At 70.8% G+C, this 14600-nt stretch carries 8 protein-coding genes; 4 read left to right on the forward strand and 4 right to left on the reverse strand.

The window, feature by feature from the left end:
• Positions 1-133 precede the first annotated feature (133 nt).
• Complete coding sequence (locus J4H86_RS15815; protein WP_236538479.1) at positions 134-1903, forward strand: serine/threonine protein kinase; 1770 nt, start codon at positions 134-136, stop codon at positions 1901-1903.
• Positions 1900-3627: a serine/threonine-protein kinase gene (locus J4H86_RS15820; RefSeq protein WP_236538480.1), complete on the forward strand. Its 1728-nt coding sequence runs from the start codon at positions 1900-1902 to the stop codon at positions 3625-3627. Before J4H86_RS15815 ends, J4H86_RS15820 begins: the two co-directional genes overlap by 4 nt.
• Before the next feature lie 3 nt (positions 3628-3630).
• On the opposite strand, the gene J4H86_RS15825 is transcribed toward J4H86_RS15820, so the two are convergent.
• Entirely contained in the window at positions 3631-4833 is a 1203-nt protein-coding gene (locus J4H86_RS15825) for a CynX/NimT family MFS transporter (protein ID WP_236538482.1), read from the reverse strand.
• A 909-nt stretch (positions 4834-5742) separates the two neighbouring features.
• Here J4H86_RS15825 and J4H86_RS15830 point away from each other — a divergent pair.
• Complete coding sequence (locus tag J4H86_RS15830) at positions 5743-8919, forward strand: UvrD-helicase domain-containing protein (protein ID WP_236538483.1); 3177 nt, start codon at positions 5743-5745, stop codon at positions 8917-8919.
• On the opposite strand, the gene J4H86_RS15835 is transcribed toward J4H86_RS15830, so the two are convergent.
• Positions 8905-9834 carry a helix-turn-helix transcriptional regulator gene (locus tag J4H86_RS15835; RefSeq protein WP_236538485.1) on the reverse strand — a complete coding sequence of 310 codons (930 nt, stop codon included), beginning with the start codon at positions 9832-9834 and terminating at the stop codon, positions 8905-8907. The two genes, J4H86_RS15830 and J4H86_RS15835, sit on opposite strands and share 15 nt — an antisense overlap.
• 329 nt (positions 9835-10163) lie before the next feature.
• On the opposite strand from J4H86_RS15835, the gene J4H86_RS15840 reads away from it, so the two are divergent.
• Positions 10164-10922: an SDR family oxidoreductase gene (locus J4H86_RS15840; protein ID WP_236538487.1), complete on the forward strand. Its 759-nt coding sequence runs from the start codon at positions 10164-10166 to the stop codon at positions 10920-10922.
• A 110-nt stretch (positions 10923-11032) separates the two neighbouring features.
• Here J4H86_RS15840 and J4H86_RS15845 read toward each other — a convergent pair whose 3' ends face one another.
• Both J4H86_RS15845 and J4H86_RS15850 read right to left on the reverse strand, forming a co-directional pair.
• Positions 11033-13561: an ABC transporter permease gene (locus J4H86_RS15845; RefSeq protein WP_236538489.1), complete on the reverse strand. Its 2529-nt coding sequence runs from the start codon at positions 13559-13561 to the stop codon at positions 11033-11035.
• Positions 13561-14322 carry an ABC transporter ATP-binding protein gene (locus tag J4H86_RS15850; protein WP_236538491.1) on the reverse strand — a complete coding sequence of 254 codons (762 nt, stop codon included), beginning with the start codon at positions 14320-14322 and terminating at the stop codon, positions 13561-13563. Before J4H86_RS15850 ends, J4H86_RS15845 begins: the two co-directional genes overlap by 1 nt.
• Positions 14323-14600 lie beyond the last annotated feature (278 nt).

A 14600-nucleotide genomic window follows, 5' to 3' on the forward strand; every position in this document is an offset into this window, starting at 1 on the left:
GGTCTCAACCGGCCAACTTCGTCTGGTCCGAACCCAACCCTTGCAGGTCGGACGCCCTGCCCCAAATCCTCGGGGCGCGCATGGCTAGACTCCGTGCGAAACAATCTTCGCGAATCCATCCGGGAACCCACCTGTGACACCCCCGAACGAGTTTCCCCCGGGGCTTACGCCCCGTACCGACGTCGACCCCGAACACGTGGGTGACTACCGTGTCGTCGGCCGACTCGGCTCCGGCGGGATGGGGACCGTGTTCGCCGCGGTCGACCCGTCGGACACGCCGCTGGCGCTGAAGCTGGTGCACGGTGAGTACGCCGTCGACGAGGAGTTCCGCGCGCGGTTCGCCCGCGAGGTCGATCTCCTGCGCCGCGTCGACGCGCGTTGTGTGCCCACCTTCTACGGGGCCGACACCGCCGCTCGGCGGCCGTGGCTGGCGACGGAGTACGTTCCCGGTAAGACGCTGCGCGGTCACGTCTCCGACCACGGCCCCTTCACCGGTGACCTGCTGATGGGTCTGGCCGCGGGGATGGCGGAGGCCCTGGTCGCCATCCACGGGGCCGGCGTGGTGCACCGTGACCTCAAACCGGGCAACGTCATCGTCGCCCCGGACGGCCCCAAGGTGCTGGACTTCGGTATCGCCCGCGCGGTCGAGGAGTCGGCGATCACCCGCACCGGCGGCCTGTTCGGGACGCCCGGGTGGATCGCTCCGGAGCAGTACCAGGGAGCCGACCCCGCCGCGCCCAGCGACATGTTCGCCTGGGGCGGACTGGTGGCCTACGCGGCGACGGGACGCAACCCCTTCGGCACCGGGGCCACGGACGCGTTGGCGTATCGCACCATGGAGGAGGAGCCCGATCTCGAGGGGCTCCCCGAGCGGCTCCGCTCGTTGGTGACGGCGACGCTGGCCAAGGACCCGACCCACCGTCCGACCGCCGAACAGGCGCTGAGCGAGGTCACCCGGATCTGGACCGGCCAGGCCCCCAGCAGCGGCGAGGAGGCGACCCGGGTGCTCCCGGGGATGCTGGACACGCGCTGGCTGGGCCTGCCGGACGTACCGACGGACACCACCTCGTGGTCGGAGCACGCTCCGGCGAAGCGTTCGCTGCTGCGCTCCCCCAAGGTGCTCATCCCGGTGGCGGCGGTCCTCGCGCTCGTTCTGGTCGCCACGGCGGGGGCCGTGCTGTGGCGAATGTCCGGCAGTGACGCCGATCCGCAGGCCAACGGCGGGGATCCCGCGGACGAACAGTCCAACGGCGGCGGAGACGGCGATGGCGAGGACGACAGTGCCGCCGCGGGGACCGAGGCCGCGGAGGATCTGGGCCACGGTGGCCCCGACCTGGGTGCGGACGCCGCGGACGAGAGCAACCGGCCGATCGACTTCTCCACCGTGTCCACGGGGTTCGTGTACGAGGGTGAGGACGCCGAGACGATCCTGCTCGAGGTCGCCGAGGAACTCGACGGCGGCCAGGGATTCGGGCGCAGTGAACCCGTGCTGCGGCTCGGCTTCGACGACGCCGAGACCTCGGGCGACGGTGTCCGCATCACCGGCACCGCGGACTACTTGCTGGACGATGGGAGCTACGTCCTGCACGCGCAGGACTTCCGATACCTTGAGCCCTACGCGGGGAACGAGTGGTCGCCCGACGAACCCGAGGGGTCCGTCTATCCCGAGGAGGACGAGGTCCTGTTGACCTTGGACGCCGATAACCCGACCGGAGAGTTCGCCCTCACGATTCCAGGCGTGGACGAACGAGGGGGCCTCCAGTACGTCACGCCCGAGCTTTGGGGATACCAACCCGTGCCACCCGACGACCCCATCCCAGGCGTCATCTGCTTCGATACAGCGACTCCGGAACCGTTCATTCCACCGGGTGACAACATCGGGTGCGAGGTGGTGGTGTCGTGACCGCCCCAACCCCTCCCCCTGCTGACCAGCCCCCCACCCCTCCGCCCCCCACCTCCGGCGCCGCGCTGACTCCCCTGCTGCCCGAGGACCCGAAGGAGATCGGCGGCTACCGTCTGGTCGGCCGGATCGGCGCCGGCGGGATGGGCGTCGTCTACGCGGCGGCGGGATCCGACGGCTACATCGCGATCAAGGTGATCCACAGCGACCACGCGGCCGACCCGGAGTTCCGGGTGCGTTTCGCGCGCGAGGTCGACCTCGCGCAGCGGGTGGTCAGCCCCCGAGTCCCCGCGTTCTACGGTGCCGACACCCAGGCGGCGGCGCCGTGGCTCGCCACCGAGTACGTTCCCGGCCGCACCCTGCGCGAGCACCTGACGGCGCATGGCCCGCTGCGGGACGGCATGCTGCTCGGCTTCGCCGCCGGCGTCGCCGAGGCCCTGCGTGTGGTGCACGCGGCCGGAATCGTGCACCGGGACCTCAAACCCGGCAATGTCATCCTCGCCTCGGACGGCCCCCGCGTGCTGGACTTCGGCATCGCGCGCGCCGTCGAGGAAACCGCGCTCACCCGGACCGGTGGTCTGGTCGGCACGCCGGGCTGGATCGCACCGGAGCAGTACCAGGGCGCCGAGATCACGTCCGCGGCCGACCTCTTCGCCTGGGCGTCCCTCGTCGCCTTCGCGGCGACCGGCGCCAACCCCTTCGGCAGCGGCCCACCGAACGCGCTGGCCTACCGCGTCCTGCGGGGAGAACCCGACCTCACTGGGGTCCCCGAGGCCCTGCTGCCGCTCCTCACCAGCGCACTGGATCGCGAACCGGCCACACGTCCCAGCGCGGAGCAGGCGGTCCGCGCGGTGCACTACGTGTGGAACGACTCCACCGCCGCGCCCGCCGCGGAGCCGCCGGCCGACGACGCCACAGCGGTCGTCCAGCTCCTGGGCAACGAGTGGACCGAGATCCAGACCACGGTTCCGCCGGCGCCGCCCCGTCAGGGCCGTCGTCGGCTCGCCGTCCTCATCGCCGCCGGTGTCGCCGCTGGCGTCCTGGTGCTGGGCGGAGGCGCCGGGGCCGCCGCGATGTTCATGTCCTCCGCGGAGGACCCGCAGGTCGCCGACGGCTCCGAGACCGATGGTGCGGGCACCGACGACGAGGGGGCCGAGGACGACACCGGAGACGAGGGCTCCGAGGGCGCGGACGACTCCGAGGACACGGCCGACGACGAAGGCGCTGAGGACGAGGCCGAGGACGAACCGGTCGAACTCCCGGCCTACGCGGTCGACTACGTCAGTACCGGCGGCGGCGGAGCCAACACGGGGGAGGTCACCGAGACCGGTGACACGGCCCGGGTGGAGCTGCGTTACTCCGAGGGCTTCGCCACCACGGTGATGGAGCTCTCCGATGTCACGTCGACCGGCGACGGTGTCCAGGTGACGGCGCGCCTCTTCCAGGACGGCGCCAACGCGATGTCCTATCCCGACCTGTCGTCGTCGTGGTTCTTCGTCCGCGACTCCGACGAGGGCTACATCCCGAACTCCGCGGACTCCTTCGTCTACCAGGCCGCGGGGCACGAGCACTCCGAGACGTTCACCCTCACGTTCTCGGGTGCGGAGGAGTCCGGTGTCCTCTCGATCGACGGTAGTGAGGGAAGAGAGGGTGTGGGACTACCGCCGTTCAGTGTCTGCTACGAGGCCGGCGCGGGGTTCTCCACCGACTACGAGAGCTGTGTCTAGGCTTCACTGAGCGGACCGGCCCGCGGCGTGTTCCGCGGCGCCGGTGCCGCTCGTCGTTCCGGGGAGCCGCACGACTCTGGGCCGCCCGGCGAGGATCCCGACGGCCAGTTGCAGTCCGCACATCGCGAGACCGAACACCAGGGGTAGGGTCCATCCCGCCGTCGCCTGGTACAGGACGCCGATGACCAGGGGCCCGGCGGCCGCCATGATGTACCCGAATCCCTGGGCCATGGCGGACAGCGACACGACCGACGTCGAGTCCGGCGCGCGAAGCGTGATGATCAGCAAGGCGAGGGCGATCGACGCTCCCTGGCCGAACCCCATCACCAGGACCCACAGCCACGGCAGGGTCGTGGGTGCCAACAGGATGCCGGCGTAGCCCGCGCCGGTCAGGACCACCGCCGTGACCACGTGCGGCACCTGGCTGCGTGCCCGCGCGGCGAGGATCGGCATCGTCAGGGTGGACGCGACCTGCACCAGGTTGGACAGGCCCAGCAGGAAGCCGGCGTAGGCGGCGGAGTAGCCGGCGTCCTGGAAGATCGTCGGGAGCCAGGAGAGCGTGATGTAGAACGTGATGGACTGAACGCCCATGAAGGCCGTGACGATCCACGCCGTACCACTACGCAACAACGGCCGCACGTGGAGGACGGGGGTGTTCCCCCGCGAGGACCGCAGGGCGTGCGGAGCCCACAGGACGGTGGCCACGATGGCGACGACCACCGGAACGGCGATCGCGAACCGCCATCCGCCGCCGACGGCGTCCCGGATCGGCACCGTGAAGGCCGACGCCGCGGAGGCTCCCAGAACGAGCCCGGTGGTGTAGAGCCCGGTCAGGATTCCGGTGTGGTTCGGGAAGCGCCGCTTCACGAAGCCCGGCATCACCACGTTCATGATCGCGATGGCCGAACCGCAGGCCGCCGCCCCCAGGTACAGCAGCACCGGGCCGCCCGCGCTGCGCACGAGCAGCCCGACACACAGCACCACCAACCCGGCGAGCAACGCCCGCTCCGTTCCGAACCGGCCGGCGAGCAGCGGCGCCACGGGTGAGACGACCCCGAGGCACACCACCATCACCGTGGTGATCATGCCGCCAGCGGCCGCGCTGAGGCCGAGCTCGCTCATGATGTCGGTCAGCGCGGGGGACACCCCCGCGAGCGCCGGGCGAAGGTTCAGGGAGGCCAGGGCGAAGGCGATGACCAGGAGCACGGTGCGAACACTGGATTGCGAAATGATCGGACCTCACATGCCGGACCGGGCGGAGCTCACACGGCGGAAAATTCATCGGATGACCCGCTGTAATCTAGCAAGCTGCCCCGTGACCCCCAGCCCCGCCCCACGACAAACGTCACGTCGCGCGACGTCCCGTTGGTCGGCGCACCGACGAGTCCGAACCGCGCTTCCCGACCACCGCCAGGCGCGATGCGCGACCCCTCTGGCCGGCGCCGCCCACGCTGGCATCGACCGCGACAACCGTGCGACGGACGTGCCCATTGGCTGAGCCCCGCGTCGTCCTGGCTCCGGGAGCGTGGGGACTGAGTGGCGTCCTGCCCGCCCCAGGACCAGCGTCACGAACGAACGGGGACCCTGGTTCCCCACCACCCCCGCCAAGGCCGCTCACCGTCGCGACGCCAGGACCAGGACGGAAAGCCACGGGACGCTCCGCACGCGCACATCGCCCGTCGCCCGTCGCGGCTTCATCCGCCCACGCCACGGGCGTGCGGGTGACACCCGACTTCGGGCCGCTGACCCGTCTCGCGGCGCGCGTGCGGTCGGCGGAGCGAACCAGTCGCGCGTGAACGCGATCCCGGGACCAAGGTCGACATGCGGTGACCCGTCCGCCGCGAGACGGTGTGCCGCGGTGGACGCGCGCGAGGAACGAGGCCACGCACGAAGCGCCCATTGCCCTCCGCGACCGCGTTCACGCGCCATCCCGTCGCGTCGCGAGGGACCGCCCCGTACCGGATCGCCCGCTTTCGGAGTTGGATTCCGATCGTCCGACCTACACTGTGCTTTCCGTGGCCGGTGCCGTTGTTCCGCCTCGGCCGCTGCCCCCCATGCCCCACACCGCCGCCCGCCGCGTGGCGACGGTGGCGAACCGACTCCTGGAAGGCCGCGGTGCGCTTCTACGCCGACCTGCACATCCACTCCAAGTACTCCCGTGCCTGCAGCAAGGACTGCGACATCGAGCACCTCACCTGGTGGGCGCGACGCAAGGGCGTGGGTGTCGTCGGCACGGGGGACTTCACCCACCCCGCGTGGTTCGCGCACCTGCGGGAGGTGCTGGAACCGGCGGAGCCAGGGCTGTTCCGGCTCCGGGCCGACCTTGACCGGGACATCTCCCGCACCCTGCCCGCGTCGTGCAGGAGCGACGTGCGGTTCATGCTCTCCGTGGAGATCTCCACGATCTACAAGGCGGGTGAGCGGACGCGGAAGGTGCACCACCTCTGCTACATGCCGGACTTCGCGGCCGCCGAACGGTTCAACGAACGGCTCGGCCGGATCGGGAACCTGGGGTCGGACGGGCGCCCGATCCTCGGGCTGGACTCCCGGGACCTGCTGGAGATCACGCTGGAGAGCGGCGACGGCGCCTACCTGGTGCCGGCGCACATCTGGACCCCGTGGTTCGCCGCGATGGGCTCCAAGGCGGGGTTCGACTCGATCGCCGACTGTTACCGCGACCTCTCCGGGCACATCTTCGCTCTGGAGACGGGGCTCTCCAGTGACCCAGAGATGAACTGGCGGCTCAGTCAACTCGACGGATTCACCCTGGTCAGCAACTCCGACGCCCACTCTCCGCCGATGTTGGCCCGGGAGGCCAGCGCGTTCGACACCGAACTCGACTACTTCTCCATCCGGCGCGCGCTGGAGACGGGCACCGGCTACGAGGGCACGGTCGAGTTCTTTCCGGAGGAGGGGAAGTACCACCTGGACGGCCACCGCAAGTGCGACGTCCGCCTCGAACCCGCGGAGACCAAGGCCCGGGGTGGTCTGTGTCCCGCATGCGGCAAGCCCGTCACGGTGGGGGTGCTGCACCGGGTGGACGACCTGGCGGACCGACCGGAGGGCGTACGCCCCGAGGGGGCGGCCGGATTCCGCAACCTGATCCCCCTGCCGGAGATCGTGAGCGAGATCGTGGGGGTGGGTCCCAAGAGCAAGAAGGTGCTGGGCCGGATCGCCACCCTCACGGCGGAGCACGGATCCGAGCTCGCCATCCTGGACGACGTCCCGACCGACGATCTGGAGCGCGGCCTCCCCGGACTGGGTGAGGCGATTTCCCGGCTGCGTGCCGGGACGGTGATCCGCGACGCGGGGTACGACGGCGAGTACGGGCGGATCCACCTCTTCGCCCCCGACGAGCTGACGGCCCTGCGGACGGCGGACGCTCCGGCCCTGTTCGACGCGCCCGCCGCGACGCCCGCGCGGCGCGCGTCGTCCCGACCCGCCGTCGCTCCCCGCACGGCTGAGGTCACCGTCGCCGTCACGGAGCCGTCGGACGACGACCGCACCCCGCCGCCCCTCCCACCCCCGGACTCGGGGGGTTCCGGCGTCCTCGCCGGCCTCGACCCGGACCAGCGGACGGCCGCGGCGGTGGAGAGTGGACCGCTGTTGATCGTGGCTGGCCCCGGAACCGGAAAGACCCGGACGGTCACCCATCGCCTCGCCCATCTGGTCACGGAGCGGAGTGTCCCGCCGGAGGAGTGTCTGGCGATCACCTTCACCCGCAGGGCGGCCGAGGAGATGTCGGAACGCATGGCCGGCCTGGTCGGCGCGGCGGCCAGCGACCTCACCGTCGCCACCTTCCACTCCTTCGGGTTCTCCGTCATCCGTGACCACCACGAACTCCTCGGGCTTCCCCCGACCGTGGGCATCGCCGACGCGACCGTCGCGGACGAGCTGCTCACCTCGGCCGCGGGCGACCGTGGACTCACGAGCGGCTCCCGTCGGGCCCTGTCCCTGGTGCGTCGCGGCGAGGCCGAGCCGGACGCCGACACGGCGGAGCTGCTCGCCACCTACTCGCGTCTGCTACGGGAACGCGGACTCGTGGACTACGACGACCTGCTCCTGCTCCCGGTCGAGCTGCTGGGCGCTAACCCGGAGGTGCGGGCGGCGTATCGGGACCGCTACCGCTGGGTCACGGTGGACGAGTACCAGGACGTGGACGCGGTGCAGTACCGCCTCCTCCGGTTGCTGTGCCCGCCGGACGCCAATCTCACCGCTATCGGCGACCCCGACCAGGCGATCTACTCCTTCCGCGGCGCCGACGTCGGGTTCTTCCTCCGGTTCGAGCGGGATTACCCGACCGCCCCCGTCGTCCGGTTGACGCGGAACTACCGCAGTGGTCCCCCCATCGTGGAGGCCGCGCTGCGCGCGATCCGTCCCAGCACGCTGGTCGCGGACCGGGAACTCCACGCGACCCGTACCGAGGTCGACCATCCGCTGACCGTGCACCAGGTCGAGGACGAACGCGCCGAGGCCGCCTACGTGGCGCGCACCATCGAGTCCCTGCTCGGCGGATCGTCGCTGTACTCGCTGGACAGTGGACGGGCGACCCCGGAGGACGGTCACGAGATCTCCTTCGCCGACATCGCGGTCCTCTACCGGACCGACGCCCAGGCGCGGGCCGTGGTCGAGGAGCTCGGACGGTGTGGCCTACCGAGCCAGAAGCGGTCGCATGACCCCCTCACGGCCCGGGCCGGGGTGGAACACATCCTGCGGGAGCTGGTGCACGTCAGCGACGGCGCCACCGGCGACGTGCTGGCGGAGGTCCGTTCGGCGGCTGCCGCCGCCGAACGAACGCTCGCCTCCGACTCCGCCTCGGAGGGGGCCGACGAGCGCGTCGCCGAGGTCCACGTCGCGACGGAGCTGCTCTCCCCGCTGGCACGCCGCTACGGCACGGACCTCGGCGGCTTCGTGCGCGAGGTCCTGCTCGGGGCGGAGGTCGACGCGCTGGACGCACGGGCGGACGCGATCTCGCTGCTCACCCTGCACGCGGCCAAGGGTTTGGAGTTCCCGGTGGTCTTCGTGGTCGGCTGCGAGGACGGGCTGCTCCCCCTGCGCTGGCCGGGCACGGAACCCGACGAGGCCTCGATCGCGGAGGAACGCCGGTTGTGCTTCGTCGGCATGACCCGCGCGCAGGACCACCTGTACCTGACGCACGCCCGCCGGCGCTCACGGATGGGACGCGTGGAGGAGCGGCGGGTCTCCCCGTTCCTGGACGACCTCGGGGACCGTGTCCGGCGGACCACCCTCAGCAAGCCCAGGAGCGCTGACCGCCAGCTACGGCTGCTGTAGCCCCACCACCTGGACGTTCTCGCTGGGCACGGCGCCGGGTTCGCACTGGTAGCGACCGTCGGAGAGTGTGGGGGTGTCCGGCCTCGGCATCGCCGCCAACCGACGGAACACCGCTTCGGTGGGGGAGCCCGGCTCGGCGCAGTAGGCGATCAACCGCTGGTCGGACTCGGGGATGTGCATCACCTGACACTCGAAGCGCAGTTCCCCCTCGGCGGGATGCACCACACGCTTGCGGACGCGGCGCCGCACCTCCACCTCGTGGGCCGCCCAGATGTCGGCGAAGTCGGGGGAGCTGGCCCGTAGTTCGTCGACGAGCCGTCGGATCCCCGCGTCACCGGGGTACTGGGCGTGGGCGGCGCGCAGGTCGGCCACGCAGGAGCGCGCGAAGGACCGCGCGTCGGGGTCCTCCCGCCGAGCGGCCCCGTCGTCCCCCGGACGGAAGATCCAGCGGAGAACGTTGCGCCGCTCCGGGGACACGTTTTCCAGGTCCCCAGTGAAGTAGGTGGCGAGGTGGTTCCACGCCAACACGTCGTACTTCGCGTCCAGGACGTAGGCGGGGGTGTTGGTCAGGTTGTCCAGGAGGATCCGCACCGCGTTGGGCACGTCCTGGGTCGGCGACCGAGTGATCGGCGGATTCTCGCCGACGAGCCGGAACAGGTAGTCCCGCTCGTCCATGGACAGCAGCAGGGCCCTGGTCAGAGCGGCGAGCACCTGCGCCGAGGGGGTGGGACCGCGTCCCTGCTCGAGCCGGATGTAGTAGTCGATCGACATCCCCGCCAACTGCGCGACCTCCTGCCGCCGCAGTCCTGGCGTCCGCCGCGGCCCAACCTCGGGAAGTCCGACGTCAAACGGTTGGAGCCGGTGCCGACGGGTGCGGAGAAACGCGGCCAGTTCGCCACGGTTGGAGTGCGCCACGGTGTGATTCCCTCTCTGTTCCCCCCAGGATGCCCCGTCCCTCCGCCACTGTCGCCTCCCGAGGGTGGTACCGGCGGTACTACCTCGGCGTATCGCTCGGAACATCCACGGGTGGAGCGGGGGTCCCTACTCGACGACCGGACGTCCAACTTCGGTCGGTCCGGGGCCGACCCGGTGCCCCCGAGGGGACCGTCAAGGCGTCCGGCTCCTGGTACCGCGACGTGATCGCCACGAACACCGTGCCCCCGGGATGACGCCGGGGTGGGATCCGCGATACCAGGCTCCGCGAGGCTCTCCCGGGCGGCGAGGCGACGGGGCACGGTGGGGGCATGACCAACACGATCGCACTGATCACCGGCGCGAACCGGGGGCTGGGGTACGAGACGGCGCGGCTGCTCGGGGAGCGGGGGATGACCGTCTTCCTTGGGTGCCGTGACGAGGAACGCGCGGGAGTGGCCGCGGCGGACCTGCGGGCGGCCGGCCACGACGCGCATCCACTCCACCTGGACGTGACCGACGAGAAGGCCGTCCAGGCGGCGGCGGAGACCATCGAGCGGACCCATGGGCGACTGGACGTCCTCGTGAACAACGCCGGCATCGGCGGGTTCGCCGAGAGCGGCGGGCCGAGCCAGACCCCCCTGTCGGCGATCCGGCGGGTGTACGAGACCAACGTGTTCGGGGTCGTGGCCGTCACGAACGCGATGCTGCCGTTGCTACGGCAGGCGCCCGCCGCGCGGATCGTGAACGTCTCGAGCGAGGTCGGCTCCCTCACCACGATGACGGACCCCGGAAGTCCCCTGGCCCAGCTCCAGGCCACGGTCCCGTATCCGTCCTCGAAGTCGGCGCTGAACATGCTGACCGTGATGTACGCCCGTGAACTCGCCGACACGCGCATCTTGGTGAACGCCGCCAATCCTGGCTACTGCGCCACCGACTTCAACGGGAACACCGGCTACCGCACAGCGGAAGCCGGTGCGAGCGTGAGCGTGCACCTGGCGACCCTGGACGCGGACGGGCCAAGTGGACTGCTCTGGGGCGACCAGTCCATGAGCCACAGGACCGACACCTCCGGCCCGCTCCCCTGGTGAGGCGACGAACGGGCCGGTGTGGGTGAGAGGTTCTCCCCTCACCCACACCGGCCCTCGACCGACCGTCCCGCGAGGACCGTCCTCGGTCGGCCGTCCTCAGTCGGCCGTCCTCAGTCGGCCGCCAGCGCCGCGGTGATGGACGTGCTGGCGGCCCGGCGCGCCGGGATCACCGCGGCGAGCAGCCCGGCCACCAACCCCGCGAGGAGGAAGATCGCGACCTGCCCGTAGGGCAACGAGAACACCAGGTCCGACAGCAGCGCACTGCTCGCCGCCCATCCGAAGAAGACTCCGAGCCCGACGCCGATCGCCGATCCGGTGAACGCCAACACGACCGCCTCGACCGCCAGCATGCGCCGGAGGCTTCGCCTGCCGAGGCCCAGCGCACGCAGCAGCGCCGACTCGCGTGTCCGTTCCAGGACCGACAGGGTCAGGGTGTTGGCGATCCCGATCAGGGCGATCACGATGGCCAGCGCCAGCATCCCGGAGATGGTGTAGAGGGCGATGGACAGGATGTCCTCGAACTCCGTCTTCGCCTCCGCCAACGAGGTCACCTGCAGCAACGGATCGTCCGCCACGGCGTCGTAGACGGCGGCGCGGGTGTCGGAGCGGTCGGCGTCCGTGGCCGCACTGACGTACAGCATGGAGTCACCGTCGACGTCGGGGAAGATGTCCTCGAAGTCGCTGGTGTCGACCACGGCTCCCCACAGGTTCTGCATGTCGCCGACCACCGCGGCGATCTCCAGCGTGACCTCACCCTCGCCGGTGTCCAGCACGTAGTCGTCGCCGGCCTCGAGGCCCTCGGCGTATCCCTCGGAGAGGACCACCTTTCCGGGGGCGAGGTCACTCACCTGTCCGGAGATCGGGTCGGCGGTGATGTCGCTGCCGACTGTCGCACCGGGGTAGCTCGAGATCGGCATCCCCATGGCGCCGTCGACCACGGTGACGCTCCGTTGGCCGAAGACGGTTCCGACGCTGTCGTCCGCCTCCAGCGCCGACCGGACCTCCGGAGCGACCGTCGCCTCCTCCTCCGGCTCCTGACCGGGAATGAACTGCGGCGCGATGCCGTAGTCGACAGGGAAGTTGTCCTCCAACTGCTTCTGCGTCGTCTCACTCAGCGACGCGCTCACCACCGAGTACCCGGTGATGAGGGTGGCGCCCACGGTGAGCGCGATCATCGCGGTCGCGGCCCGCTTCGGGCTGCGACGAACATTGTCGGCCGCGAGCTCCGACGCGATCCCGATGCGGCGGAACAGGGGCGCGACGGCCCGCACCGCCCATCGAACGAGCATCGGTCCGAGGACCACCACCGCCCCGAAGGCGATGATCCCGGCCACGACCACCATGACGAGTGGCACTTCCCCGGCCGGCATGGCGAGGGCGAACGTGACCAGTCCCGCGCACACCGCGCTGAGGACGGCTCCTACGGTCAGCCGTTTCCACCCCACGCGTTCCGCGAGCGACATGGACGTGGCGCTGCCGCGCAGCGCGACCAACGGCGGTACCCGCGTCGCCCGAAACGCGGGGAACAGGGCCGAACACACCGTCACTCCCGTGCCGAGCACCAACCCGACGAGAAGCGCCGTAGGACTGACCACGAGCGCGACGTCGTCGGTCGCGACCGCGAAGAGGCCGGCGAGCACGGTCACCGCGAGATAGCCGGCGCCGACCCCGAGCGCGGCGCCCAACAAGGAGGCGACCAGGCCCACGACGGTCGACTCGGCGAGCACGGTGCGGAACACCTGTCCCCGCCTCGCTCCCATGCACCGCAGGAGGGCGAGGTCCCGCTGTCGCTGGGCGATGAGGATGGCGAAGGTGTTGTAGATGACGATCCCCGCCACCACCATGGCGACCAGCGCGAACAGCATCAGCGCGATCCGGAGCAGGGCGACGTCGCCACCGGCGTTCTCCGCCAGCGCCTCGGCGAACTCGTCACCCGTGCGCACGAGCGTCCCGCCACCGGCGACGTCGCTGACCGCGTCGGTCACCTGCGCGTCGGTGTAGCCGTCCGCCGCCAGGACGTCGATCTCGTGGTAGCCGTCGATGCCCGTGAGCGCCCGGACGGCGTCCTCGGTGTAGACGACCGCGCCGTTGGCGGCGTAGGGCTGCTCCACGCCGAAGTCGACGGTCCCCACCACGGTGACCTCGTGCTTGGCGGAGTCGACGTCCAACACCATGACGTCGTCGCCGATCTCGGCGCCGAGGGAATCGACCATGTTGCTGGAGATCGCGACTTCGTCGTCGCTCTCCGGCAGACGGCCGTCGGCGGCCTCGAACCGTCCGGGGTCGCCGACGGACACCGCGGCCGGAGGGGTGAACCCGGCCGGACGGCCGTCCGCGTCGAGCACTGGCGCCAGGTCCGACACCATGCCGTCGGCGGCGGCGACCTCGGGCAGGTTCCGCACCTCGGCGAGGATGTCGGCGTTCAGGGGCTCGTAGTCCCTTTCGCCGTCGGATTCGGAGTGGACGGCCGCGCTCAGCGACTCCGCCGAACCCATGACGCGGGTCTCGAACGCCCCCTCAAGCGTGTCGCTGAAGACCATGGTGCCGCTGACGAACACGACGCCGAGGACGATCGCCAGGACGGTGGTGACGTACCGCGCGGTGTTGCGTCGCAGACTGGCCAGGGTGACCCGCAGCATCAGGCCTCCTCCAGGCGCAGCAGTCGGCCGGAGACCGCCTCCGCGGTCGGCTGGTGGATCTCGTCGACGAGTCGGCCGTCGCGGAGGAAGATCGCGCGGTTGGCGTAGGAGGCGGCCACCGGGTCGTGGGTCACCATGACGATGGTCTGGCCCAGGCGCTCGGCGGACTCGCGCAGGAAGCTGAGGATCTCCGCGCCGGATCGGGAGTCCAGGTTGCCGGTTGGTTCGTCGGCGTAGACGACGTCGGGTGAGGCGAGCAACGCGCGGGCCACGGCGACACGTTGCTGCTGGCCTCCGGAGAGGGCCGAGGGCAGGTGGGTCAGCCGCTCACGCAGGCCCACGGTCTCGACCAGGGCGTCGAAGCGCGCCATGTCGACTCGTCGTCCGGCGATTCGCGCCGGGAGCAGGATGTTGTCCCGCGCGGTCAGCATCGGCAGGAGGTTGAACGACTGGAAGACGAAACCGATCCGGTCCCGCCGCAACGTCGTGAGCTGGGCGTCACGCAGCGTCGTGATGTCGGTGTCACCGACGTGCACACTCCCGGAGGTCACCGTGTCCAACCCCGCGAGGCAGTGCATCAGCGTCGACTTGCCGGACCCGGACGGGCCCATGATGGCGGTGAACGCCCCACGGGCGAACTCCACGTTCACGTTGACGAGAGCGTGCACCGGGGTGGCGCCGGAGTCGTAGGTCTTCGACACCCCGCGGGCGACGACCACCGGCGGTGTCGCGACACGCGTTGGATCGGCGACGGCGCTCATGACTGGTCTCCTCGGTTCGTGGTTGTGATCATGAGGAGACGCTACGAACGAACCCCCTGGTCACACATCCCGCGTGTAGCTGATCTTCGCCCCGGCCAATCGGACGGAGCACACCTGCCTCGTCCGACTTTCGGCCGGTTCGTCGACCGACTTTCGGAGGGGTGTCACCGGCGTCGTGCGGATCCCCACGACCACGGCAGGCGGATGGCGCCGGGGGGCGTCCAACGGTTCGACCGTCGCTCGGGGCGTGTTCGCCGTCCCTGCGGGTGGTACGTGCA

This window comes from Spiractinospora alimapuensis (assembly GCF_018437505.1).
Classification (GTDB): domain Bacteria; phylum Actinomycetota; class Actinomycetes; order Streptosporangiales; family Streptosporangiaceae; genus Spiractinospora; species Spiractinospora alimapuensis.